Annotated in this window: 23 protein-coding genes and 1 pseudogene; 5 read left to right on the top strand and 19 right to left on the bottom strand. The window is 54.1% G+C overall.

The window, feature by feature from the left end; translation table 11 throughout:
- Positions 1 to 40: 40 nt before the first annotated feature.
- Positions 41 to 1,510, bottom strand: coding sequence for an IMP dehydrogenase (gene guaB / locus KIK84_RS09835; protein ID WP_214122923.1), 1,470 nt, complete (start codon positions 1,508 to 1,510; stop codon positions 41 to 43).
- Between the two features lie 72 nt (positions 1,511 to 1,582).
- Here guaB and KIK84_RS09840 point away from each other — a divergent pair, with 72 nt between their 5' ends.
- On the top strand, positions 1,583 to 2,095 hold the full coding sequence (locus KIK84_RS09840; RefSeq protein WP_214122924.1) for a DUF4124 domain-containing protein: 513 nt from the start codon (positions 1,583 to 1,585) through the stop codon (positions 2,093 to 2,095).
- A 1-nt stretch (position 2,096) separates the two neighbouring features.
- On the opposite strand, the gene KIK84_RS09845 is transcribed toward KIK84_RS09840, so the two are convergent.
- Entirely contained in the window at positions 2,097 to 2,429 is a 333-nt protein-coding gene (locus tag KIK84_RS09845) for an RnfH family protein (protein WP_214122925.1), read from the bottom strand.
- Positions 2,419 to 2,856, bottom strand: coding sequence for a type II toxin-antitoxin system RatA family toxin (locus KIK84_RS09850; RefSeq protein WP_214122926.1), 438 nt, complete (start codon positions 2,854 to 2,856; stop codon positions 2,419 to 2,421). The genes KIK84_RS09845 and KIK84_RS09850 overlap by 11 nt, the downstream gene beginning before the upstream one ends.
- A gap of 59 nt (positions 2,857 to 2,915) precedes the next feature.
- On the opposite strand from KIK84_RS09850, the gene smpB reads away from it, so the two are divergent.
- The gene (gene smpB / locus KIK84_RS09855; RefSeq protein ID WP_214122927.1) at positions 2,916 to 3,395 is read left to right on the top strand and encodes an SsrA-binding protein SmpB; all 480 of its coding nucleotides are present in this window, start codon (positions 2,916 to 2,918) and stop codon (positions 3,393 to 3,395) included.
- A 67-nt stretch (positions 3,396 to 3,462) separates the two neighbouring features.
- Here the strand turns inward: smpB and icd are convergent, their stop codons facing one another.
- Positions 3,463 to 4,716 (bottom strand): NADP-dependent isocitrate dehydrogenase, encoded by a 1,254-nt coding sequence (gene icd, locus KIK84_RS09860; protein ID WP_214123276.1) that lies wholly within the window; start codon positions 4,714 to 4,716, stop codon positions 3,463 to 3,465.
- Between the two features lie 118 nt (positions 4,717 to 4,834).
- Here icd and KIK84_RS09865 point away from each other — a divergent pair, with 118 nt between their 5' ends.
- On the top strand, positions 4,835 to 5,275 hold the full coding sequence (locus tag KIK84_RS09865) for a DUF192 domain-containing protein (protein ID WP_214122928.1): 441 nt from the start codon (positions 4,835 to 4,837) through the stop codon (positions 5,273 to 5,275).
- Positions 5,276 to 5,302: 27 nt separating this feature from the next.
- Here KIK84_RS09865 and ispG read toward each other — a convergent pair whose 3' ends face one another.
- The 8 genes from ispG to KIK84_RS09905 form a co-directional block, all read right to left on the bottom strand.
- Positions 5,303 to 6,562, bottom strand: a complete 1,260-nt coding sequence (gene ispG, locus KIK84_RS09870; RefSeq protein ID WP_214122929.1) for a flavodoxin-dependent (E)-4-hydroxy-3-methylbut-2-enyl-diphosphate synthase — start codon at positions 6,560 to 6,562, stop codon at positions 5,303 to 5,305.
- Positions 6,562 to 7,515, bottom strand: a complete 954-nt coding sequence (locus tag KIK84_RS09875; RefSeq protein WP_214122930.1) for a helix-turn-helix domain-containing protein — start codon at positions 7,513 to 7,515, stop codon at positions 6,562 to 6,564. Before KIK84_RS09875 ends, ispG begins: the two co-directional genes overlap by 1 nt.
- The gene (pilW, locus tag KIK84_RS09880; RefSeq protein WP_214122931.1) at positions 7,505 to 8,305 is read right to left on the bottom strand and encodes a type IV pilus biogenesis/stability protein PilW; all 801 of its coding nucleotides are present in this window, start codon (positions 8,303 to 8,305) and stop codon (positions 7,505 to 7,507) included. The genes KIK84_RS09875 and pilW overlap by 11 nt, the downstream gene beginning before the upstream one ends.
- 25 nt (positions 8,306 to 8,330) lie before the next feature.
- Positions 8,331 to 9,434, bottom strand: coding sequence for a dual-specificity RNA methyltransferase RlmN (rlmN, locus tag KIK84_RS09885; protein ID WP_214122932.1), 1,104 nt, complete (start codon positions 9,432 to 9,434; stop codon positions 8,331 to 8,333).
- Positions 9,435 to 9,444: 10 nt separating this feature from the next.
- Positions 9,445 to 9,870: a nucleoside-diphosphate kinase gene (gene ndk / locus KIK84_RS09890; protein WP_214122933.1), complete on the bottom strand. Its 426-nt coding sequence runs from the start codon at positions 9,868 to 9,870 to the stop codon at positions 9,445 to 9,447.
- Positions 9,871 to 9,950: 80 nt separating this feature from the next.
- Positions 9,951 to 11,096, bottom strand: coding sequence for a pseudouridine synthase (locus KIK84_RS09895; RefSeq protein WP_502757551.1), 1,146 nt, complete (start codon positions 11,094 to 11,096; stop codon positions 9,951 to 9,953).
- Positions 11,089 to 11,781, bottom strand: coding sequence for an SMC-Scp complex subunit ScpB (gene scpB / locus KIK84_RS09900; RefSeq protein WP_214122934.1), 693 nt, complete (start codon positions 11,779 to 11,781; stop codon positions 11,089 to 11,091). Before scpB ends, KIK84_RS09895 begins: the two co-directional genes overlap by 8 nt.
- Before the next feature lie 87 nt (positions 11,782 to 11,868).
- Positions 11,869 to 12,876, bottom strand: a complete 1,008-nt coding sequence (locus tag KIK84_RS09905) for an RluA family pseudouridine synthase (RefSeq protein ID WP_250207907.1) — start codon at positions 12,874 to 12,876, stop codon at positions 11,869 to 11,871.
- A 46-nt stretch (positions 12,877 to 12,922) separates the two neighbouring features.
- Here KIK84_RS09905 and KIK84_RS09910 point away from each other — a divergent pair, with 46 nt between their 5' ends.
- Positions 12,923 to 13,729 carry an outer membrane protein assembly factor BamD gene (locus KIK84_RS09910; RefSeq protein WP_214122935.1) on the top strand — a complete coding sequence of 269 codons (807 nt, stop codon included), beginning with the start codon at positions 12,923 to 12,925 and terminating at the stop codon, positions 13,727 to 13,729.
- A 9-nt stretch (positions 13,730 to 13,738) separates the two neighbouring features.
- Positions 13,739 to 14,503, top strand: coding sequence for a PP2C family protein-serine/threonine phosphatase (locus KIK84_RS09915; RefSeq protein ID WP_214122936.1), 765 nt, complete (start codon positions 13,739 to 13,741; stop codon positions 14,501 to 14,503).
- 27 nt (positions 14,504 to 14,530) lie between these two features.
- Here the strand turns inward: KIK84_RS09915 and KIK84_RS09920 are convergent, their stop codons facing one another.
- The 7 genes and pseudogenes from KIK84_RS09920 to KIK84_RS09950 form a co-directional block, all read right to left on the bottom strand.
- Entirely contained in the window at positions 14,531 to 15,079 is a 549-nt protein-coding gene (locus KIK84_RS09920; RefSeq protein WP_214122937.1) for a hypothetical protein, read from the bottom strand.
- Positions 15,076 to 16,176, bottom strand: coding sequence for a cell division protein ZapE (gene zapE, locus KIK84_RS09925; RefSeq protein ID WP_214122938.1), 1,101 nt, complete (start codon positions 16,174 to 16,176; stop codon positions 15,076 to 15,078). Before zapE ends, KIK84_RS09920 begins: the two co-directional genes overlap by 4 nt.
- An 82-nt stretch (positions 16,177 to 16,258) precedes the next feature.
- Positions 16,259 to 17,686, bottom strand: a complete 1,428-nt coding sequence (lpdA, locus tag KIK84_RS09930) for a dihydrolipoyl dehydrogenase (RefSeq protein ID WP_214122939.1) — start codon at positions 17,684 to 17,686, stop codon at positions 16,259 to 16,261.
- A 10-nt stretch (positions 17,687 to 17,696) separates the two neighbouring features.
- Positions 17,697 to 18,062 (bottom strand): 5-carboxymethyl-2-hydroxymuconate Delta-isomerase, encoded by a 366-nt coding sequence (locus KIK84_RS09935; protein ID WP_214122940.1) that lies wholly within the window; start codon positions 18,060 to 18,062, stop codon positions 17,697 to 17,699.
- A 13-nt stretch (positions 18,063 to 18,075) separates the two neighbouring features.
- Complete coding sequence (odhB, locus tag KIK84_RS09940) at positions 18,076 to 19,332, bottom strand: 2-oxoglutarate dehydrogenase complex dihydrolipoyllysine-residue succinyltransferase (protein WP_214122941.1); 1,257 nt, start codon at positions 19,330 to 19,332, stop codon at positions 18,076 to 18,078.
- A gap of 44 nt (positions 19,333 to 19,376) precedes the next feature.
- The gene (locus KIK84_RS09945; RefSeq protein ID WP_214122942.1) at positions 19,377 to 22,271 is read right to left on the bottom strand and encodes a 2-oxoglutarate dehydrogenase E1 component; all 2,895 of its coding nucleotides are present in this window, start codon (positions 22,269 to 22,271) and stop codon (positions 19,377 to 19,379) included.
- Between the two features lie 176 nt (positions 22,272 to 22,447).
- A pseudogene (locus KIK84_RS09950) lies at positions 22,448 to 24,394 on the bottom strand (propionate--CoA ligase); the annotation flags it as partial.
- Positions 24,395 to 24,425: the final 31 nt, after the last annotated feature.

Genomic DNA, 24,425 nt, shown 5'->3' on the forward strand with positions numbered 1-24,425 from the left:
GAAAGCAGGCCCGCTGGGGCCTGCTGTGTGGGTGCGCGGCTTAGTCGGCGCGGTAGTTGGGGGCTTCTTTGGTGATTTGCACGTCATGGACGTGGCTTTCACGAATACCCGCCGCTGTGATTTCCACGAACTCCGCCTTGTCTTGCATTTCTGCAATGGTGGCACAGCCACAGTAGCCCATGCTGGCGCGAATGCCACCAGCCATTTGGAACACGATGGCGACCATAGAGCCCTTGTAGGGCACACGACCTTCAATGCCTTCTGGAACCAGCTTGTCAGCATTGGGGTTGCCAGTGGAAGACTCTTGGAAATAGCGGTCTGCACTGCCTTGCTGCATCGCACCGATAGAACCCATGCCACGGTAGCTCTTGTAGCTGCGACCTTGGTAAAGAATGACCTCTCCAGGTGCCTCTTCAGTTCCAGCGAACATACCGCCCATCATCACGGTGCCCGCACCCGCTGCAATGGCTTTGGCAATATCCCCGCTGTAACGGATGCCACCGTCAGCAATCAGTGGCACACCTGTACCACGCAAAGCAGTGGCGACATTGTCGATGGCCATGATTTGCGGCACGCCCACGCCAGCCACGATGCGGGTGGTGCAGATAGAACCTGGGCCGATACCGACTTTGACGGCATCGGCACCCGCCTCTACCAAAGCCAAAGCGGCTGCGCCGGTGGCAATATTGCCGCCCACCACATCAATGTGGGGATAATTTTGCTTGACCCAGCGCACGCGATCGATAACGCCTTTGCTGTGGCCGTGGGCTGTGTCTACCACAATGGCATCTACACCGGCTTGCACCAAGGCCTCTACGCGGGCTTCAGTCCCCTCGCCCACCCCCACTGCTGCGCCTACGCGCAAACGACCAGCACTATCACGTGCTGCATTGGGGAAATTGAGCTGCTTGGTAATATCTTTGACGGTGATAAGACCACGCAGTTCAAACGCATCATTAACAACCAGCAAACGCTCTAGCTTGTGCTTGTTGAGCAAGGCTTTTGCCTCTTCGGGCGTTGTGCCCTCGGGCACAGTGACCAAGCGCTCCTTGGGTGTCATGATGGTGCGCACTGGTTGGTCATAGCGTGTTTCAAAGCGCAAATCACGCCCCGTCACAATGCCTACAACCTTGCCTGCTTCCAGCACTGGGAAGCCTGACACTCCTAAACGCTCAGACAAGGTGAGCACTTCACGCACGGTAGTGTTTGGTGTAATAACAACGGGGTCGCGCAACAAACCCGATTCGTAGCGCTTTACTTTGGCTACTTGCGCTGCTTGTTCGGCAGCGGTCAGATTCTTGTGGATGATACCCATACCGCCTTCTTGGGCGATAGCAATCGCCAAACGGGCCTCTGTCACTGTGTCCATGGCAGCGGACACGAGGGGCAGATTCAGGGAAATGTTGCGGGAAAACCGCGTTGCGAGGCTGGTGTCTTTCGGCAGTACTTGCGAGTAAGCAGGAACCAGCAGCACGTCGTCGAATGTAAGTGCTTTGCCAAGTAGGCGCATAGTCAAGCTCCAAAAAGCGAATTGTACTCGCCCCAATTTGGCAGTTGGCCTCCGCGACACTACACTTGCAGCATGAAAGCACGTACAGCTCTTGTTTTTGCAATGTTTGCGACCGCCTTTTCACTGGCAAATGCCCAGTGGGTTTGGCTGGATTCACAAGGACGAAAGGTCTTTAGTGATAGACCCCCTGGCAATGAGATACCCGCTAAAAACATCCTCAAACAGCCTGCTGCCAATAGCGCTGGACAACTGGTTTTCAAGCCGCTGAACGACACCACCACCGCCCCAAGTGGTGCAACTGCAACAGCCAATACCAATACCGCGCCTGCCAGCGACCCCGCACTGGAAGCGAAGAAAAAGCAAGCAGAAGCCCAAGAAGCCGCCAAGGTCAAAGCAGAGCAAGAGCGCCAAGCACAAGCCAAAGCAGATAACTGTGCACGCGCCAAACAAGCCAAAGCGACCTACGACTCGGGACGCCGTATCGCACAAACCGATGCCAAAGGTGAAGTGAGCATATTGACCGACGAGCAGCGCGCTGTCGAGGTGGCTCGCATTCAGGGCATCATCGCCCAGACTTGCAATTAAGTTACTTTGGCGTCGGTTTTTTCGAAAACAATCCTGCGCGCCGTTTTCCTTGCGCTTGAAAGCGCTCTCTGCGTGCCACCTTTGGATCTACCCGCAAACTGCGGGTAATTTCTATCCGGTCTCCATCACACAAAACATAGTTCGGTGGCCGTTTTTGTCCCCACACGGAGCATGCGCTATCACCCCAAGCATCGCCTAGCAGGGATTGCAATGGGGCTGCGTGCATTTGCAAGAAATCTCGCAAAGTAGTTCCTGCACGGCAACGCCGCACCAGTTCCTCATAGTACCGAGGCCTCACTCCCACGACGAGAGAAACATTCACATCACTCACCATAGACCTGCTCTGCGCGCTTTACAAAAGCATCCACCATTGTGGCAGCGACCTTGTCGAAAACGGGCGTCAAAATCGCTGAGAGTGCACTTTTATCGTAGCCATACTGCAAGCGGAACTCCACCTTGCAAGCTGCACCATTGCCTACCGAGGTAAAACGCCAATGCCCTTCAAGGCTAGAGAATGGACCTTTGACCAGCGACATATGCACAGCAGCATTCGCCTCATGAACATTGCGGGTTGTAAAGGACTGCTTGAAGGCTGCGATAGACATGCCTACCTCGGCCACCATACCGTCTGGCATTTGCTCCAGAATGCGGGTGTAAGCACACCAAGGCAAAAACTCGGGGTACAGTTCAACCTTGGTCACCAGATCAAACATCTGGGCAGGGCTGTACCAAATCAGCACCGATTTCTCAACAGTTTTCATACATCAGTATCGAACAGTTCGCCGCCTTCACTTTGTACAGTGGAGGCCGCCGCTACCTTATGGCAACCAAAAAAGACTCTAAAAACACACGCATAGCCGATAACAAAAAGGCGGCTTACAACTACTTTTTTGAAGAACGTTTTGAAGCTGGCATCGTACTAGAAGGCTGGGAAGTCAAATCTTTGCGTGAAGGCAAAGTGCAACTGACCGATGGCTATGTGCACATCCGAAATGGCGAGTTGTTCATTATTGGCCTGCAAATCAACCCTCTCCATACCGCCTCCACCCATGTATCGCCTGACAAGGTGCGCACCAAAAAACTCTTGATGCACAAAGAGGAAATCCGGCGTTTGATTGGAAAAACAGAGCAAAAAGGTTACACCCTAGTACCACTGAACCTGTACTGGAAAAGTGGGCGAGTGAAATGCGAAATAGCCTTGGCCAAAGGCAAGGCTGATCACGATAAGCGTGACACGATCCGTGATCGCGAGAACAAGCGCGAAGTGGAGCGCGCCATGAAAACACGCCGCTCCCCATAAAAAAACCCGCACCCCAAAAGGAGCGGGCTTGTTTGGCAGCAAGCAGCACAAATGCCGTGCGAACCGCTCACATATTGTCAATCATCACTTGACCGAAGCCGGAGCAACTCACTTGGGTTGCCCCTTCCATCAAACGTGCAAAGTCATAAGTCACCTTTTTGCTGCTAATAGCTTTCTTCATAGAAGAAATGATCAAGTCAGCAGCTTCCGTCCACCCCATGTGGCGCAGCATCATTTCAGCGGACAGAATTTCGGAACCCGGGTTCACATAATCTTTGCCAGCATACTTGGGAGCCGTGCCATGCGTAGCTTCGAACATGGCCACGGTATCAGACAAGTTGGCTCCAGGAGCAATACCAATACCACCGACTTGTGCAGCCAAGGCATCAGAAATGTAGTCACCGTTCAGGTTCAGCGTTGCAATCACCGAGTACTCTGCAGGACGCAACAAAATTTGCTGTAAGAACGCATCGGCAATACTGTCCTTGACGATGATTTCTTTTCCTGTCCTGGGATTTTTGAACTTGCACCATGGGCCACCGTCAATCAGTTCCGCACCAAACTCACGCTGCGCCAATGCATAAGCCCAATCACGGAAACCACCTTCAGTGAACTTCATGATGTTCCCTTTGTGAACGATGGTCACACTGGACTTGTCATTGTCTATTGCGTATTGAATCGCTTTGCGCACCAAACGATCGGTCCCCTCTTGGGATACTGGCTTGACACCAATACCGGAAGTTTCGGGGAAACGAATCTTCTTAACGCCAAATTCTTCTTGCAAAATTTTGATGAGTTTCTTGGCCTTATCGCTTTGGGCTTCAAACTCAATGCCTGCATAGATGTCTTCAGAGTTTTCACGGAAGATCACCATGTCAGTCTTGTGGGGTTCTTTCAGGGGACTAGGAACACCATCAAAGTACTGAACAGGGCGCAAACAAACATACAGATCCAGCTCTTGGCGCAAAGCCACGTTCAGAGAACGAATGCCGCCACCAACTGGTGTTGTCAATGGCCCCTTGATAGACACCACATAGTCGCGCACAGCATGCAGAGTTTCTTCTGGCAACCACACATCAGGGCCGTAAACCTTAGTGGATTTTTCGCCTGCATAGACTTCCATCCAGCAAATCTTGCGCTTGCCTGCATACGCTTTGGCTACTGCGGCATCCACCACTTTGAGCATGACTGGAGTTATGTCAAAACCTGTACCGTCGCCCTCAATGTAAGGAATGATGGGCTGATCCGGCACATTGAGTGACATGTCTGCATTGACGGTAATTTTTTGACCTGCGCTCGGAACCTTGATATGTTGGTACATGGAAGCGAAACTCCTGCTGTTATGAATCTGTTGAATTACCAGAGGTAGTATGAAATACCCGAAACAAGATACGATTCTAGCCCCCAACCCTTGGTACACAGTCAGTACAACCCTCCCTATGAAAACGTTTCTATCCGTCCTCTTCACACTCTTTTGGAGCACTTTATCCTCTGCCCAAAATCAACCCCAGATGAATTTGCAGCGCACGGCGTTAACCATTGGCATTCATCGCTTAGAAGTTCAAATAGCAGCAACACCAGAACAGCGCATGATTGGTTTGATGTTCAGAGAAAGCATGCCCGATAACGAAGGCATGCTATTTGTATTTGCAGAACCGTCTAAGCAATGCTTTTGGATGAAAAACACGGCATTACCACTTTCTGCTGCTTTCATACAAGACGATGGAACCATCGTGAATGTGGAAGACATGAAACCACAAACAACAGACTCCCACTGCTCCTTGCGACCTGTGCGGTTTGTACTGGAAATGAACCAAGGCTGGTTCACCAAAAAAGGAATAGGCCGTGGCAGCAAGCTGCAAGGCCCGGTATTCCACTAGCCGGTGCTGAGACCGAAAACTACACGGTTATTGAATTCCTTTACCAAAGCGCTGCACCACATAGTTTTCGACCAATTGCTGGAATTCTTCGGTCAAGCGCTCACCGCGCAAAGTGCTGTGCTTCTCACCATCAATAAACACTGGAGCAGCCGGACTTTCTCCAGTGCCCGGCAAACTTATACCAATATCAGCATGCTTACTTTCACCGGGGCCGTTTACGATGCATCCCATGACAGCGACCTTCAAGGTTTCAACCCCGGGATAGCTCAAACGCCATTCAGGCATTTTTTGTGTCAAATAGTCAGAAATTTGCTGCGTTAATTCTTGGAAAGTTGTGCTGGTTGTACGGCCACATCCCGGGCATGCAGTCACGCTAGGCATAAATCGGCGCAAACCAAGCGCTTGCAAAATCTCTAGGGCAACAACAACCTCTTGGGTTCGAGACTCACCAGGAGCGGGCGTTAGCGAAACACGAATCGTGTCGCCAATACCCTCTTGCAATAACACAGACAACGCCGCAGCCGATGCAACGGCACCCTTGGTACCCATACCCGCTTCCGTGAGTCCCAAATGCAATGGATAGTTGGAAATTCGAGCCAATTCACGGTAGACAGCTATCAAATCCTGAGCATCACTCACTTTGCATGAAAGCAAAATTTGCTCAGGCTTCATTCCCAAATCTTGCGCACGCTGGGCAGAAGTCAAGGCCGACTCAATCAAAGCCTCATACATAACCTGTTTGGGATGCCAAGGCTGAAGACGTTGGCTATTGATATCCATGAAACTAGCCAGCAACTCTTGATCCAAACTACCCCAATTTACCCCAATACGAACTGGCTTGCTCCAACGATTAGCCACCTCAATCATCTGCGCGAATTGTTTATCGTGCTTATCACCTTTACCTACATTGCCAGGGTTGATGCGGTATTTCGACAAAGCTTCAGCACATGCAGGATATTCAGTCAACAAACGATGACCGTTGTAGTGAAAATCACCTACCAGTGGGGTAGGGATACCCATTTTGTCCAATTGCTCACGAATATGAGGAACTGCCTCAGCAGCCTCAGGCGTATTAACCGTAATACGCACAAACTCGGAACCAGCATTTGTCAACTCTTTAACCTGAATCGCGGTGCCAATTACGTCCACGGTATCGGTATTGGTCATTGACTGGACGCGTACAGGTGCATTACCTCCAACTGTAACGACGTGACTGCCCCACACAATACGTGCTTGCAAAGAACGTCGTGACGAGGCTTGACCGACAGGGATTGGTTGCTTATCCATTAAAACTTCACTTCGAAACGGGCTACATTTTCTCTAGCAATAGGTGCCAAATCGTATGGTTTTCCATGCACCCAGACTTCAGTAACTGCAGCCTTACCGACCACAATTGACAAGGGAAACTGCCCACTTGCCCCCACCATCTCACTAGGGGCCAACAACTTTCGTAGCAATACCTTACCACTGGCATCTGTGACTTCTACCCAAGACTCCTCTGTCGCACGAAACGCCACTGCATTTTGAGTTGACGGCGTAGTACTGGGGTTGGCACCATCCATAGAAACTGGCTTGATCAGTTCCTTAGACTCAGGCGAACTTGCCAGTGCAGCAGGTGTTTGCGACTCTGCCGCAACACTGGCTGAAAGTGCAACAGCGGGCTCATTCACAACCTCTTTGCCAAGGGAGGACTCACTTGGTGCAGGAGTCTGTACTGCTTCTGCGACGGGGGCTGGCGCTGATTGGCTATGACTCATTAGCCCATCCACAAGGGGAGCATAGCGAACAACTACCTCTTCAATATAGGGTGCCCCATAAAGGAGTGATGCCAGTACCAAGATACCGAACACTAGCACAACCGTTTTGTGCGAAAGAAAATCCTTCCAGCCGGTGAACTGAGGATCTGTGTCTCGATGAAAAGGAGCATTAATCGCCCCTTCGGTGCTTGACAACTTTGGCGTAGCCACTTGAGGCAACTTAGCCAAAATTGCCTCTGCAGGCACATGCAAATGTCGACAAACACTAGAGGCAATCGCACGCACGAAAACAGGATCCATTGTGGACTCCAGCTCCCCACTTTCCAAAGCTTCTAACTTTCTTACCGGCACCTTCATGGCAACGGCGAGTGCAGCGACATGCATCCCGGTTGCTTCACGGGCTTGCTTCAGCATCTGGCCGGCTGTTAGCAAATCTTGACTTGGTGTCAATGGAACCATTTCGACATCGCTCTCACTGCTCATACTGTCCCCGCTGCAGATATTCGTACTCAGTGGATTGTGGAAAGCGATTTTTCAACCGCTCACCAAGCACATTGGCCAAAGTCACATTGCCAAGCTTGCGCTCAACCTTGACTCCTAGCCACAATGATTCAGGCATGGCGAAATCTGACTCATTAATGCGCTTTAAATAAAACTGTGCAGCTGAGAAGTTTTGTCGTTGGTACAACACAGACGCCAACTGATATGAGATAACTGGACTGACAGAATCCAATTCAAATGCTTTTTGCAAAGTTTTTTGAGCCTCTTCCAAGCCACCATTCTTAGCTTGGCACACCCCCAAGGTCAACAATGTTTTGGGCTTCTCAAAATAGGTCGTCTCTGAGAGCAATTGTTTGAATTGCTGGAACGATTCGTCGTAACGCCCCTGTTGGCAATAAAGCCAGCCCAAGTTGTGCTGTACAGCAAATAATTTGGGGCTTAACTGCAATGCTTTGCGAAAATTATCTTCAGCGACCTTAAAATTATTAAGGCGCATATAGATTAAGCCCTTGACATTCAAGGGCTCGGCGAATGTCACATCGGTTTGAATAGCTTGATTAATCTCCTCCAAAGCTATTTCTGTTTGTCCTTTAGAAAAATAGCCTAGAGCAAGCTCCATCCGCACACGAGAGCGCTTGCGCACAGAACCCTCTTGATCAGAAGCTCCATCCGCTGCAGAGCTGGAATTTGTGCTGCTAGCACAACCAGTCAACCCCATTACCACCACTAGCACGAACGCCAATACGCTTTTCCAGCGACAACAAAATTGCATGCTACTCCTTCGAAAGGAATGGGAGTTATTCGGTTATGGGTGTGCTGGTAGCACGTTGCTTATCAATGCGCCTCAAAACATGTGTCCTGTCCTGCACTTCACCAGCAAGCTGACCACATGCAGCATCGATATCATCCCCACGGGTTTTTCTGACCGTGGTAACGATTCCAGCATCTAGCAGCACTTTAGCAAACTCTTGCACCGTTTTTGCTTTAGATCGCAAGAGTCCGGAAGCAGGAAAAGGATTAAATGGAATGAGATTGAGCTTGCAAGGTGTCGTTTTTAAAAGTCGAACCAACTCTTGTGCATGTTCATGCGTGTCATTCACGCCGTCAAGCATGCAATATTCGAAAGTAATGAAATCGCGCGGAGCACTGGGCAGGTAGGCACTGCACGCGGCAAGCAATTCGTGCAGTGGGTATTTGCGATTCAAAGGAACCAGACTATCGCGCAAAGAATCGTTGGGCGCATGCAACGACACAGCGAGTGCCACCGGACACTCTTGCGCCAGCCGCTCCATCATCGGCACCACACCCGACGTGGAAACCGTGACACGGCGGCGCGACAAACCATAAGCATGGTCATCCAACATGGTTCGCAAAGCAGGTACTAGCGCAGAAAAATTCTGCAAGGGTTCCCCCATGCCCATCATTACCACATTGCTGATAATGCGCTCATCTCGACCCAACTCACGTCGTAGCAGATGCTCCGCAAACCAAAGCTGTGCTGTGATTTCTGCAGTAGTGAGATTGCGACTAAAACCTTGATGTCCCGTAGAGCAAAATCGGCATCCTACTGCGCACCCCGCTTGCGAGGAAACGCACAAGGTCGCCCTATCATCTTCCGGGATGTAAACAGACTCAACCGCATTGCCGTCGCCGACGTCGAACAACCACTTGATAGTGCCATCGCTCGAACGTTGCTCAGAAATAACCGTCAGCCCTTTTATGGATGCGTGACTTTGTAATTTCTGGCGAAAAGTCTTCGCCAAATCCGTCATCGCGTCAAAAGACGATTCACCGCGCTGGTGAATCCAGCGGAATAGCTGGACAGCTCGGAAGCGTTTTTCGCCCAAGCTTTCGCAAAAAGTGGCCAACCCATTGAGGTCGAAATCAAGCAGGTTGACCACTTTGAACTCCTTAGCGGGAGTAAACGTTCAAACCAGCAAAGAAAAATGCCACTTCAACAGCAGCAGTTTCCGAACTGTCAGAACCGTGCACTGCATTGGCATCAATACTGTCAGCAAAGTCGGCACGTATAGTTCCTGGCGCGGCCTTTTTGGGGTCAGTAGCACCCATCAGGTCACGGTTTTTCAAAATAGCGCCCTCACCTTCCAAAACTTGGATCATGACGGGGCCAGAAACCATGAAATCGACCAAATCCTTGAAGAAAGGACGCTCTTTGTGCACTGCGTAGAAAGCTTCTGCTTCAGCGCGAGACAAATGAGCCATGCGTGCTGCAATCACCTTCAAACCGGCTGCCTCAAAACGTGCATAGATTTGACCGATGACGTTTTTAGCTACTGCATCGGGTTTGATGATTGACAGGGTGCGTTCGATTGCCATGTTATTTTCCTAACTATGTAAAAAATACCCAAACGGGAGAAAAGCTCTCTATTTTATCCTGCGCTTTGTGACGAGACTTATCAGCCAAAGCGCTTATTTCCCTTTTTGCCAGCGGAAAAACCCGCTTGACGGCGTTGTTTGCTAACTGCATCCGCTCCGATGTAGCCCAAAGACGTACGCATAGGATCAGGCTGGCCAGCTCCATCGGTGCTTTTACCTGCACGACCTTGTCGGTTGCTAGCAGGGCGCTTCCCTTGCGTTGGATAACGACCGCGTGGGCCCTCTTTTTTGCTTTGGGGAGGTGGTACTTGGGTTAATTTCGTACCAGACGCTTGCACAAGCGCACGGATTTCAGACTCACCCAACTCGATCCACATTCCACGGCGCAATCCTTTGGGCAACAACATGGCACCATAACGAATGCGAATGAGGCGACTGACAGCATGGCCTACAGACTCCATCATCCGACGCACTTCACGGTTGCGACCTTCACCAATCGTCACTCGGTACCAGCAGTTAGCCCCCTCACCACCGCCATCCTCAATTGAGGAGAAGCGTGCGGGACCATCGTCCAATTGCACTCCCTCCAGCAATGCTGTTTTTTCCTCTTTTGACAGCGACCCCAGTACTCGCACCGCATACTCACGCTCCAAACCAAAACGGGGATGCATCAAGTTATTAGCCAACTCTCCTGAATTGGTAAACAAAAGCAGACCTTCGGTATTCAGATCCAAACGCCCCACCGATTGCCACTTACCATGGGCCAACTTGGGTAAACGCCGAAACACCGTAGGGCGGTTTTGTGGATCATCATGGGTCACCACTTCACCTGCAGGCTTGTGGTATGCAATCACGCGCGGGGGTGGTGGCGCAATACGAAAACGAATGGGCCTGCCATTGATTTTCACGCTATCACCATACTGAATGCGCTGTCCCACATGGGCTGGCTCGTTGTTCACCGTTATCCGGCCTTCCAAGATCAGCTGCTCCATTTCCATGCGAGAGCCGATACCCGCTTGGGCCAGCACCTTGTGCAGCTTGGGTGTATCGGCCTGTGGCAACAATACACGCTTGGCCAACACTGGCACAGTCTCTTCTGTAGGCTCGACATCAAAATCACCTGACAGCACGTCTTCGAATCGCACTACCGGTGTGACATCAGCGCTTGCTGGCGCAGACAAAGCATCCGCATTGCTTTCATCTGGCATATCTTGTTGTTCATTCATCATCTTGTTTGTCCATTTCTTGCAATGGTTCTTGCAAACCATCGCCTGTGACAGGCAACTCCATCTGTTGCTCTGTAAAACTGTCTTGTACTGGCGCTGCCGTTGCTTGCAGCACATCGGCCGATGTATCCCCAGCCAAATCTGGCAAAACAGCACCCAACGCATCTTGGGCGTCAGGTTGCGTCAATAAGGGCAATTGATCCAAGGCAGCCAAACCTAGGTCATCCAGAAATTGCTTGGTTGTCGCAAACAGCGTGGGCCGCCCGGGAGCATCTTTGTGGCCAATCGCTTCAATCCACCCTCTGTCTTCTAGCTGCTTTATCAGCAGGCTGCTCACGGTGACTCCGCGGATATCTTCAATATCGCCACGTGTTACTGGCTGGCGGTACGCAATTACAGCCAGTGTCTCAAGCGTGGCACGTGAATACTTGGGTGGCTTTTCTGGATTCAAACGATCCAAAAAGACACGCATCTCTGGACGACTCTGAAAACGCCAGCCAGATGCCACACACACTAGCTCAACCCCGCGTGGGGCCCAATCAGCCTGCAGCGACTCCAACATAGCCTTGATCGTGTCTGCCCCCAAAGCATCAGAAAACAACTCTCGCATGCTGCGCACCGACAAAGGCTGTGCTGCACAAATCAGAGCAGTTTCCAAGACTCTTTTGGCCTCGGATGTATTCATACGTGATTCAGGAAATTCAAGCTACCACCGATGCATCGCTCTGCGCGAGGACTGCTGGTGTGTGAAGCCATATCAGATAACCCGGGCTTATGCCTCTTGAGTTGAGTTGTCATTGTACTGGAGACCCCACTCTTGTGCCAACCCTTGCATATCGGCTGGCAGTGGAATCTGCCATTGCAACGGGGTTTGCATGACTGGATGCAAAAAAGCCAATCGAAAAGCATGCAATGCTTGCCGAGCAATTACAGGCTTTGTTGCAAGTGACGATGTCCTTGCATACAGCACATCGCCAGCAATCGGGCATCCAAGTGATGCCAAATGAACGCGTATCTGGTGTGTACGGCCAGTGTGCAAGACACAGCGCAGCAAGCTGCCTCGGTCATTGGCATCACAAAGATAAAAATCGGTTTTGGCGACTTTGCCCGATTCACGCGCCAAGTCCACCACGGCCATTCGCAGTCGGTTTCTCGCATCCCGACCGATGGCTGCATCTACCGTTTTAGGACTCGCATGCGCCCAGACACAATCGGTCAATGCCAAGTACTGACGACTAACATCACGGGCAGCAATCGCACGCACCAAGGCATCCATTGCCACCCGCGTTTTGGCCACCACCATCAGGCCACTGGTATCCTTATCCAAGCGATGGACAATACCTGCACGCGGCAAATTCACGCTTTCTGGCACATGGTGCAGCAAGGCGTTGAGCAAAGTGCCACTCCAATTGCCTGGTGCAGGATGCACTACCAAACCCGGTGGTTTATTCACCACCAGCAAATAATCATCCTCAAACACAACATCCAAAGGAATGGCTTGCGCTACAAATGCCTGACTAGCTGGTGTTGGGCGCAGGGTGATTTGGATTTGCTGACCTGCAATTGCTTTGCTAGATGGCTTGGTGCACGGCACACCTTGCACCAGCACATCCCCTTGGGCAATGAACTGCTGCAAATAGCTGCGTGAAAAACCCTCAATGAGCAGCGACAGGGCTTTGTCCAAGCGCAGACCATGCAAATCTGCAGTCACACTGAGCGATCGCACTTCGGTCTGCAATGAATCCTCCACCAAGTCCTCCTCTGTGTCAGGAGTTGCCAAGGTGGTCGATATAATTTCAAGGCTCTGATTCAAAGGATTTTCCAGGATGCAAAGAAGCAAATTATCGTTGCTGACCCACGGGTTCACAGCCGTCCTTATCACACTGCTGGCTGCCTGTAGCTCTGCTCCTGTTGATAAAACAGCCAAAATGACTCCAGAAGAGTTGTATGCAGATGCCAAAGACGAAAGCAACAACGGCCAATACGAAAAAGCCATAGGCCTGCTCGACAAATTGGAAGTGCGTGCCGCAGGCACGCCATTGGCACAACAAGCCCAACTGGACAAAGCCTATCTGTACTACAAAACAGCCGAGCCTGCTACTGCGCTGGCTACGCTTGAGCGCTATATCAAGCTCTACCCCGCCAGTCCCGCCATGGACTATGCGCTATACCTCAAAGGGGTGATCAATTTCAACGACGATTTGGGCATGTTCTCCTCCATTACTAGGCAAGACTTGTCTGAACGTGATCAAAAAGCCTCGAAAGACTCCTACCAAGCATTTCAAGAGTTGGTAAACCGCTTTCCCAACTCGCGTTACGCAGAAGATGCACGCCAGCGCATGAACTACATCGTCATTTCGCTGGCCCGTTACGAAATTCATGTGGCGCGCTACTACTACAAGCGTGGCGCTTACTTGGCGGCGGCAAACCGTGCACAGCAAGCCATCAACGACTACCGTGGTGTCCCAGTGACTGAAGAGGCTCTCTATATCCTCTATAAATCCTACGATGCACTCGGAATGGCCGAGCTTCGTGACGATGCCAAACGGGTGTTGGAAGAAAACTACCCCAACTCCACCTTCTTAGCCAATGGGCTTCAAGAACCCAAAGGGCCATGGTGGAAACTGTGGTAGCGTAGAAGGATGTCTACAGGGTTTCGTATCTCCGCATCTACCGGCATTCACAAGGGTGACCGGGAGTACCAACAAGATCAAGTTGCACTGCTCAAACATGCTCGAGTCAATGGCTGCCTCATGGCAGTCGTTGCAGACGGCATGGGCGGGCGCAGTGGTGGTAGAAAAGCTTCCGACCAAGTAATGCTGACTGCCAAACAATTGTTCGACAGCTACGCCCCTGAAACAGACGACCCACAAGGCCTTCTCAAGCAAATTGTCAACGAAGCCCACATGGTGATTCGGCTTACCGCCATATCAGCAGAAGAAGAACCACACAGCACCATTGCCACCATACTCATTCACCCCGAAGGAGACTGCTACTGGGCCCACGCCGGGGACTCTCGCATCTACCATTTCCGTGGCAAAAAACTGGTCAAACGCACACTGGATCACTCTTACGTGCAAACGTTGGTCAACAAAGGCGAACTGACCGAAGAACAGGCGATGGTGCATCCGCAATCGAATATTTTGCTGAGCTGCTTAGGCACTGAAAGTGAGCCTCCAGTGGAAACACACACCATCAGCCAACTCAAACCCGGCGATGCGCTGATGGTGTGCAGCGATGGTGTATGGCACTACTTCAACAATGCCGAACTGGGCACGGTGATTGCCGAACTCACCCCCCGAGAAGCCACCGAATTTTTGATTGCCAAAGCACGCACACGCGCCCAAGGTGGGGGCGACAACCTGTCAGTAGCGATTATCAAAGTCGAACATCTGACCAAGTCCTGACAACGGCCCTCTAGCCCCACAGCCTGTTCAAGGGGTGGGCAAGAGTTGCAAGTCACCACCTACATCGGCCAAGCGCTTGTCTCTGGCCACACGCCTCTGTTGCACTTCGGCCATCTTGCGCTCATATGCAGCGCGCGCTTGCTGCTCGATGCTGAGTTGGCGGTCAGGGTTCGCCGATACCAACAAACGCTTCACTTCTGCTTGCACCAGCGCGTTGCGCGCATTCGCGTTGGGAATATCTCCCAACTTGCTTTGGCTACGCTTTAGCAACTCCTGCTGGAATTCCTCTTCGCGCTGTTCCAATTCATTGCGCTTGTCTTGGGCACGCTGCATGCGCTGCTGCCTGTGCAAATCCAACAAACGATTGGCCAAAACACGGTCTTGTGCGTTGTAGCGCTCAGTGGCCAATGTTTGGCAGTGTGTCACCGCAAAACGCTGGGCACAAACGTCCATTTCGGCACGCCACTGCTGCTCTAGTTGAGTACGCTCCCGATGCAAAGCTGTCTCATCGTCCGCTTGGGCCGATGCGCATGCACATACCAACAAACCAGCTAGCAGCAATGGCCACGCTTTCATGTCAACTCCGTCAATACCTCGCGACGCTCTAACGCCAAGAACTCCTGCGACTGCATTTCGTTCAAGCGCGAGACCGTGCGCACAAACTCATGGGCCAATGGCCCCTCGGTGTACAACTCTTCGGGTGGAACAGCAGCCGACATCACCAACTTGACGCGGCGGTCGTACAGCACATCCACCAGCCAAGTAAAACGACGGGCTTCCGATGCCATCTTGACCGGCATGTACGGCACATCGCTCACAAAGACGGTGTGGAAGCGATTGGCCAACTCCAAGTAGTCGTTTTGCGAACGCGGGCCACCGCACAGCGTTTTGAAATCGAACCACACCACCCCACCTGCACGGCGCAATGCACGCAATTCGCGTGCCTCAATGTGCAGCAAGGGGTCTTCATCTTGGTGGTCTGCTACCTTGGCAAAGGCCTCACGCATGGCCGCATCCGACTGCGCACCCAAGGGGGTGTGGTAGAGCTTCACGTGCTCCAACGACCGCAGACGGTAATCCGTGCCGTTGTCCACATTGATGACTTCCAGCTTGGCGTTGAGCAAATCAATCGCTGGCAAGATGCGGTCACGGTGTAAACCGTTGGGATACAGGTCATCGGGGCGGAAGTTCGACGTCGTGACCAGCCCTACGCCGTTGGCAAACAGCGCATCGAGCAGTCGGTGCAAGATCATCGCGTCGGTAATATCAGCCACGTGAAACTCGTCAAAACAGATTAATCGATAGCGCTTGGCAATGCGCCGCCCCAGTTCGTCCAGTGGATTGACCGTGCCTTGTAAGAGCGCCAATTCGCGGTGCACCTCACGCATGAACTCATGGAAGTGCAAGCGCGTTTTGCGCTGAATCGGCACCGCACTGTAAAAACAGTCCATGAGAAAGCTTTTGCCACGCCCCACTCCACCGTACATGTAGATTCCCTTAGGGATATCGGGTCGGTTGAGCCATTTCTTAAGGGTATTGGATCGCTGGTTTTTGTATTCGCGCCATTCACTGACACAGCGGTCTAGCGCCTGCACGGCACGCAGCTGGGCTGCATCAGCCTGAAAACCGCGGGCGGCCAACTCCGCTTGGTAAACCTGTTCAACGCTTTGCATGGTATTGACGTGCTATAAAAACAATAGCTGCCACAGCCCTATCCACGGGCTGTAGCAGCTATTTTCACCCCTAGAGAACTACTTAGAAGTTCAGGGTACGCTTGTCCACAGCCAGCGCAGCTTCTTTGGTGGCTTCACTCAAAGAAGGGTGGGCGTGGCAAATGCGTGCGATGTCTTCGGCCGACGCCTTGAACTCCATCGCCACCACGGCTTCAGAGATCAACTCCGAAGCCATGGGGCCGATGATGTGCACGCCCAAGATTTCATCGGTCTTGGCATCGGCCAAGAACTTGACGAAACCAGAGGTGTCGCCCAAAGCGCGGGCGCGACCATTGGCCAAGAAGGGGAATTGCCCCGCCTTGTACGCCACGCCTTCGGCTTTGAGCTGCTGCTCAGTCTTGCCAACCCAAGCGATTTCCGGGCTGGTGTAGATCACCCAAGGAATAGTGGCGAAGTTGACGTGACCGTGTTGGCCAGCAATGCGCTCGGCCACGGCAACGCCCTCTTCTTCCGCCTTGTGTGCCAGCATGGGGCCGCGCACCACGTCACCCACCGCCCACACGCCGGGCAAGTTGGTGCGGCACTCGTCGTCCACCACAATCGCGCCACGCTCGTCAAGCTTCAAGCCCACGGATTCAGGGTTCAGGCCCACTGTGTTGGGCACACGACCGATAGAGACGATCAGCTTGTCCACGTCCAGTGTTTGGGCTTCGCCCTTGGCACTGGTGTAAGCAATGCTCACGCCCTTCTTGCCGGACTTGATATCGCCAATCTTCACGCCCAGTTCGATCTTCAGACCTTGCTTGGTGAACAACTTGAGCGCTTCCTTGGCCACGCTCTCGTCCGCTGCACCGAGGAAAGTCGGCATAGCTTCCAAAATGGTGACTTCCGCTCCCAAACGGCGCCATACGCTGCCCATTTCCAAACCAATCACGCCGGAACCAATCACCCCCAGCTTCTTGGGCACAGCGCCAACGCGCAATGCACCGTCGTTGGACAAAATGGTTTCTTCGTCAAATGGTGCTGTAGGCAATTGGCGTGCAGAGGAACCCGTCGCCACGATCACTTGCTTGGCAGTGATGACTTCTTCGTCCTTGCCCGCGACCTTGATCTCGTAAGCGCCATCTTTGGCTGCCACGAAAGAACCACGGCCGTGGAAGAAGGTGACCTTGTTCTTCTTGAACAGGTACAAGATGCCATCGTTGTTTTGCTTGACCACGGTGTCCTTGCGGCCAATCATCTTGGCCACATCCATCTTCACTTCGCCGGTAGAAATACCGTGCTCAGCGAAGTGGTGGGTTGCGTGCTCAAAGTGCTCGCTCGACTGCAGCAGCGCCTTCGAGGGAATGCAGCCCACGTTGGTGCAAGTACCACCGGGAGCGGGGCCCCCTGCAGCGTTCTTCCACTCATCGATACAGGCCACGTTAAAGCCCAGTTGGGCCGCGCGAATCGCCGCGATGTAACCGCCAGGGCCGCCGCCGATGACGACCACGTCAAATTGCTTGCTCATAGAGTTTCTTTCAATCAATAAGAACGGCTTTGGCGTAGCCGTTCCGGTTCATTTCTCGCACTTCACAACTCACTTGCAACGGCAAGTTAAAGCCTTGAGGCAAACACGCCTGAATGGCAGCAACCACCCCATTTGCAAGTTGGTCACACTGCTCTTGCGTTCTTCCAGAGAGAAGTGCCAGCGAAGCATGTGCGAATCCTTCATTAGTACCAGATCGGCCTACTAAAAAATGTTCGCGCCACACCAGCCGACTCTTCACATCAGGACCTTCAAAAATCCCAGACCCAAGCACTGCCTGATGTGCTGATGCCAGCAAATCAACATGCCTGAAGCAATCTCGAAGATTCTCTGATACCTCTATCGTCAGGTGTGGCATTAACGCGCTTCAATCAAATATCAAACAGCAAACGGGCTGGATCTTCCAGCGCATCCTTCATGGCCACCAAGCCCAGCACGGCTTCGCGACCATCGATGATGCGGTGGTCGTAGCTCATGGCCAAGTAGTTGATGGGGCGAATGACGATCTGGCCGTTCTCCACCACAGCGCGGTCCTTGGTGGCGTGCACGCCCAAGATAGCCGATTGCGGTGGGTTGATGATGGGGGTAGACAGCATGGAGCCGAAAGTACCGCCGTTGGAGATGGAGAAGGTACCGCCAGTCATTTCTTCAATGCCCAGCTTGCCGTCCTTGGCCTTTTGACCGAATTCGGCAATCTTCTTCTCGATGTCGGCAAAGCTCATTTGGTCGGCGTTGCGCAGGATAGGCACCACCAAACCGCGTGGGGAACCCACCGCGATACCGATGTCGAAATAGCCGTGGTACACGATGTCGTTGCCATCCACAGACGCATTCAACACGGGGTACTTCTTCAGAGCGTGCACAGCAGCCTTGACGAAGAAGGACATGAAGCCCAACTTCACGCCGTGTTCTTTGGTGAAGCTGTCTTGGAACTTCTTGCGCAGATCCATCACAGGGGCCATGTTCACTTCGTTGAACGTGGTCAAGATGGCGTTGGTCGCTTGCGATTGCAGCAGACGCTCAGCCACACGTGCGCGCAGACGGCTCATGGGCACGCGCTGCTCTGGGCGGTCGCCCAAGTGCAAGCTGCTTGATGCAGCCACTTGGGGCAGCGCTGTAGTAGGTACGCCAGTGGGGATAGCCGCAGCAGGAGCTGGCTTAGGAGCAGCGACAGCCGCCAACACATCACCCTTGGTCACGCGGCCATCTTTGCCAGTACCAGCCACAGAGCCAGCAGCCAAACCGTTGTCTGCCATCAACTTGGCAGCAGCGGGCATGGCCACGCCAGCCTTGCTGTTGTCAGCGGGAGCAGTAGCTGCAGGCGCAGCCGCTGCGGGTGCTGCAGCAGGAGCAGCGGCGGCAGGAGCGGCCACCGCACCGGCCGTAGCGGCGGTGTCGATGCGGGCGATCAACTGGTCAGACACCACGGTGCCGCCATCGCCCACCACCAACTCCACCAGCACACCAGCACTGGGAGCGGGCACTTCGAGCACCACCTTGTCGGTTTCGATGTCGATCAGGATCTCGTCAGCAGCCACTGCTTCGCCGACTTTTTTCTTCCACTGCAGCAAAGTGGCTTCCGCCACGGATTCAGACAGCTGTGGAACCTTTACTTCTACGATTGCCATATCAATTCTTTCCGTAATTCAATAAAACTTGCTTAGCTGCGTGCTTACTTGGTCAGCACAAAGCCTTTGAGCTTGGCGAAAGCGGCTTCCACCAGCGCCTTTTGCTGCTCCACGTGCAGGTGGGAGTAACCCACAGCAGGCGAAGCGGACGCAGCGCGACCGGCGTAACCGAGCTTCTGGCCTTCGGCCATGTTTTCGTGGATTTGGTGCTGGATGAAGAACCAAGCGCCTTGGTTCTGGGGTTCGTCTTGGCACCACACGATGTCGCTCAGGTTGGGGTACTTCTTCAACTCGGCAGCAAACGCCTTGTGTGGGAAGGGGTAGAGCTGTTCCACGCGGATGATGGCCACATCGTCAGTACCCTTCTCTGCACGCTTCTTGACCAAGTCGTAATAGACCTTGCCAGAGCAGCAGATCACGCGCTTAACCTTCTCGGCCTTGAGCTCAGCGGTATCACCGATCACGGTCTGGAAGCCACCCTTGGTGAACTCAGACAGTGGCGATGTAGCGTCCTTGTTGCGCAGCAAGCTCTTGGGTGTGAAGATAACCAGTGGCTTGCGCAGGTTGCGCACCATCTGGCGACGCAGCACGTGGAAGATCTGGCTGGCAGTTGTGGGCTGCACGATTTGCATGTTGGCATCGGCGGCCAACTGCATGAAGCGCTCCAGACGGGCCGAGCTGTGCTCTGGGCCTTGGCCTTCGTAGCCGTGTGGCAGCATCATGGTCAAGCCATTGACACGGCCCCACTTCACTTCACCAGAGGCGATGAACTGGTCGATCACCACTTGAGCGCCGTTGGCAAAGTCGCCGAACTGGGCTTCCCAGATCACCAAGGTGTTGGGATCGTTGGAGGCGTAGCCATATTCGAACGCCAGCACCGCTTCTTCGGACAGGATGGAGTCAATCACCACAAACGGTGCTTGGTTGTCCGACACGTTTTGCAGCGGCACGTAGGTGCCTGTGTCCCACTTTTCACGGTTTTGGTCGTGAATCACAGCATGGCGGTGGGTAAAGGTACCGCGACCGCAGTCTTCACCCGACAAACGCACCGGGTAACCGCTGGCCACCAAGGAGGCGAAAGCCATGTGCTCGCCCATGCCCCAGTCCACATTCACCTCACCACGGCCCATGGCAGCGCGGTCTTCGTAGACCTTCTTCACCAGCATGTGGGGGGTTACGGTAGCAGGCAGCGTGGTGATGCGCTCAGCCAAACGCTTCCACTCGGTCAGCGGAATAGCGGTGTCGGCAGCGTCCGTCCACTTCTTGCCCAAGAAGGGAGACCAGTCCACAGCGTACTTGCTCTTGAAGTTGGTCAGCACAGGGTCCACGGTGTGGCGGCCTTCGTCCATGGCAGCACGGTAAGCTTTGGACAAGTCCTCGCCCAAGGTAGCGCCCAAGCCTTGGGCCGACAGCTTGTCGGCGTACAGCTTGCGGGTGCCAGGGTGGGCTGTGATCTTCTTGTACATCAGCGGCTGGGTCAGGCTGGGGGTGTCTTGCTCGTTGTGGCCCAGTTTGCGGAAGCACACAATGTCCACCACCACGTCTTGGCGGAATTCCATGCGGTATTCCAAGGCCAAGCGGGTAGCCAACACCACGGCTTCTGGATCATCGCCGTTTACGTGCAATACAGGCGCTTCCACCATCTTCACGATGTCAGTGCAGTACACGCTGGAGCGCATATCGCGTGGGTCAGAGGTGGTGAAACCGATCTGGTTGTTGATGATGAAGTGCACGGTGCCGCCCGTGGTGTAACCACGGGTTTGGGCCAATGCCAGGGTTTCTTGGTTCACGCCTTGACCGCCAAAGGCCGCGTCACCGTGCACCAGCACGGGCAGCACTTGGTTGCCCAGGGTATCGCCACGGCGATCCATACGGGCGCGGGAAGAGCCTTCCACCACCGGGTTGACGATTTCCAAGTGGGAGGGGTTAAAGGCCAAGCTCAGGTGGACGGGGCCACCAGCGGTGGTCACGTCCGAGCTGAAACCTTGGTGGTACTTCACGTCACCAGCAGGCAGCTCTTCAGGGGCTGTGTGGTCGAACTCGGCAAACAAATCCTTGGGCATCTTGCCCAGGGTGTTCACCAGCACGTTCAGACGGCCACGGTGGGCCATGCCGATCACGACTTCTTGCACGCCCTTCTCGCCGCCCAGTTGGATCAGCTCGTCCATCGCAGCAATAAAGCTCTCGCCACCTTCCAGCGAGAAGCGCTTTTGGCCCACGTACTTGGTGTGCAGGTAGCGCTCCAAACCTTCTGCAGCGGTCAGGCGCTCCAGAATGTGCTTTTTCTTCTCGGCGTTGAACTGGGGCTTGCTGCGAATGCTTTCCAGCTTTTGTTGCCACCAGCGCTTTTCCACCTGGTCAGAGGTGTGCATGTATTCCACACCGATGGTGCCGCAATACGTCTCGCGCAAAGCGTTGAGCAGCTCACGCAGGCTCAGAGACTCACGACCAAAGAAGGTGTTGGAAATGTTGAATACGGTTTCCTGATCAGCGTCCTTGAAGCCGTAGAAGCTGGGCTCCAGCTCAGGAATATTGGGGCGCTCGGTGCGCTTGAGGGGATCGATGTCGGCCCAGCGGTTGCCGACGTTGCGGTAAGCAGCGATGAGTTGTTGCACAGCGGTGCGCTTGCGACCCATTTCAGAGTCAGCACCTGTGGCCATAACCACTTGGCTGATGCCTTGTTTGGCGCGCTCAGCGAAAGCGTTGATGACAGGCATGTGCGGCACGTCTTTGGCATCGGTACCGTCCGATGCGGGCACATGTTGAAGTGCATCAAAGTATTCGCGCCAATTGTCTGGCACGCTACCGGGGTTGGCTAGATAGTTTTCGTACATCTCTTCGACGTACGGAGCATTACCACCGAACAGGTAGGTATTGCCCTGGTAGGCTTGGTATACGGACGCTGCCGCACCTGCGCCTTTGGACGCTGTTTCACTCATATTTCGCTACCTCCGCCCCCCTGCAGGGAGCATTTAGCTGGTTAAAAAAAACCTTCCGCGACACGGCTGAACCGATTGGCGGATGCGACAGTGGCTGTGGAAGGGCCGTTGTTCACGAACCGTCGATTGTGCCACTGTTGCACCCTAAAACCAAACCTTTAGCAATATCGGCGCTTTTAAGGTTTCTGTAAATCCCGTATCGCCTGCAGGGCGCTGGGGTCATCCATGGTGGACAAATCGCCCGGATCGCGCCCCTCGCACACCGCTTGGATGGCGCGGCGCAGCAGCTTGCCACTGCGGGTTTTCGGTAGCACCTGAACAAACTGCACCCGCGCTGGCCGCCCTACCGCGCCTATGGTGCTGTCCACGGTTTTCATCACCTCGGCCTCCAACTGCGTGTGCCCTGCCGGGGTGGCCAGCACGCTGCCGTCTTTGGGCACGGCAAAGGCCACTGCCACTTGGCCCTTGAGCTGGTCGGCCACGCCCACCACCGCCACTTCCGAGATATTGGGGTGGCCCGAAATCGCCTCCTCAATCTCACGCGTACCCAGTCGATGGCCCGCCACGTTAATCACATCGTCCGTGCGGCCTAGGATGAAAAAGTAGCCATCCTCGTCGCGTATGCCCCAGTCGAAGGTGCTGTACACCAGCTTGCCGGGGATGCTGCTCCAGTAGGTTTTGACAAAACGCGCATCGTCGCGCCAAACGGTTTGCATGCAGCCCGGTGGCAGCGGCCCCTCTATGGCCACCACGCCTTTTTGGTTAGCGCCCGTCAGCTCCTCGCCCGTGGATTCGTCCAGCAGCTTGACGTGGTAACCATACACCGCCTTGCCCGGCGAGCCCAACTTGCTCGGTGCCTGCTCCACCCCATTGCAAATGGTCAGAATGGGCCAGCCCGTCTCGGTCTGCCAGTAGTTGTCGATGATGGGCTTGCCCAGCGCCTGCGCAATCCACTGCGCGGTGGGCTCATCCAGCGGCTCCCCCGCTAAGAACAAAGCCCGCAGCGACGACAGCTTGTACTTGGTCAGCAACGCCGGATCGTGCTTTTTCAGCACCCGTATGGCCGTGGGCGCACTGAACATGACGGTGACTTGGTACTTCTCCACCAAGCTCCACCAAATGCCCGCATCCGGGCAAATCGGCAAGCCCTCGTACAGGATGGTCGCCATGCCGCTAATAAGCGGTGCGTAAATGATGTAACTGTGTCCTACCACCCAGCCAATGTCGGACGTGGAGAAATACGTCTCCCCCGGTTTGCCGCAATAAATGTGGCGCATGCTGGCCGCCAGCGCCACCGCGTAGCCGCCCGTATCGCGCTGCACGCCCTTGGGTCTGCCCGTAGTGCCGCTGGTGTACAGGGTGTAGCTGGGGTGGGTGCTGTCCACCCACACGCAGGGCACTTGCGCATCCCTATAGCGCTGGCGCAGCGTGGCGTAGTCCTCGTCGCGCCCCGGCACACTGGCGTACGGTGCCAAGCCCCGGTTCACCATCACCACCTTGGCAGGTTGGTGGCTTGAGAGGGCAATAGCCTCGTCCAGCAGCGGCTTGTAAGGCACCACCTTGCCCCCACGCGAGCCGGCATCGCTGCTGACGATGACCGTGGGCTGCGCATCCTCAATGCGCGAGGCCAGCGCCGCCGACGCAAAGCCGCCAAACACCACCGAGTGGATGGCCCCAATGCGCACGCAGGCCAGCATGGCAAAGCAGGCCTCAGCCACCATGGGCATGTAGATCAGCACCCTATCGCCCTTTTGCACGCCAAAGCTTTGCAAAATGGCCGCCATGCGCTGCACCTCCGCGTGCAGTTCGGCATAGGTGTACACACGCTCGGTATTCGTTTCGGTCGATATGGCAATCAGCGCCCGCTGCCCGGCCCGCTCTGGCAAATGCCGATCCACCGCGTTGTGGCACAGGTTGGTCGTGCCGCCCACAAACCAGCGCGCAAACGGCGGGTTGCTGTAGTCACACACCTGCTCTACCGGCGTGTGCCAGTCAATCAGCTCGGCCTGCTCGGCCCAAAAGGCGTCGCGCTCATCGATAGAGCGGCGGTAAAACTCCGCGTAAGACGCGGTAGATACATCGGTCATGGCAGTCTCCTCGTTTTTTTGTAGGTGGAAATCACTCTGCCGCCCGCTGCTGAACCTAGCCTGACAA

It is taken from the genome of Curvibacter sp. CHRR-16 (genome assembly GCF_018474005.1).
Classification (GTDB): Bacteria; Pseudomonadota; Gammaproteobacteria; order Burkholderiales; family Burkholderiaceae_C; genus Allorhodoferax.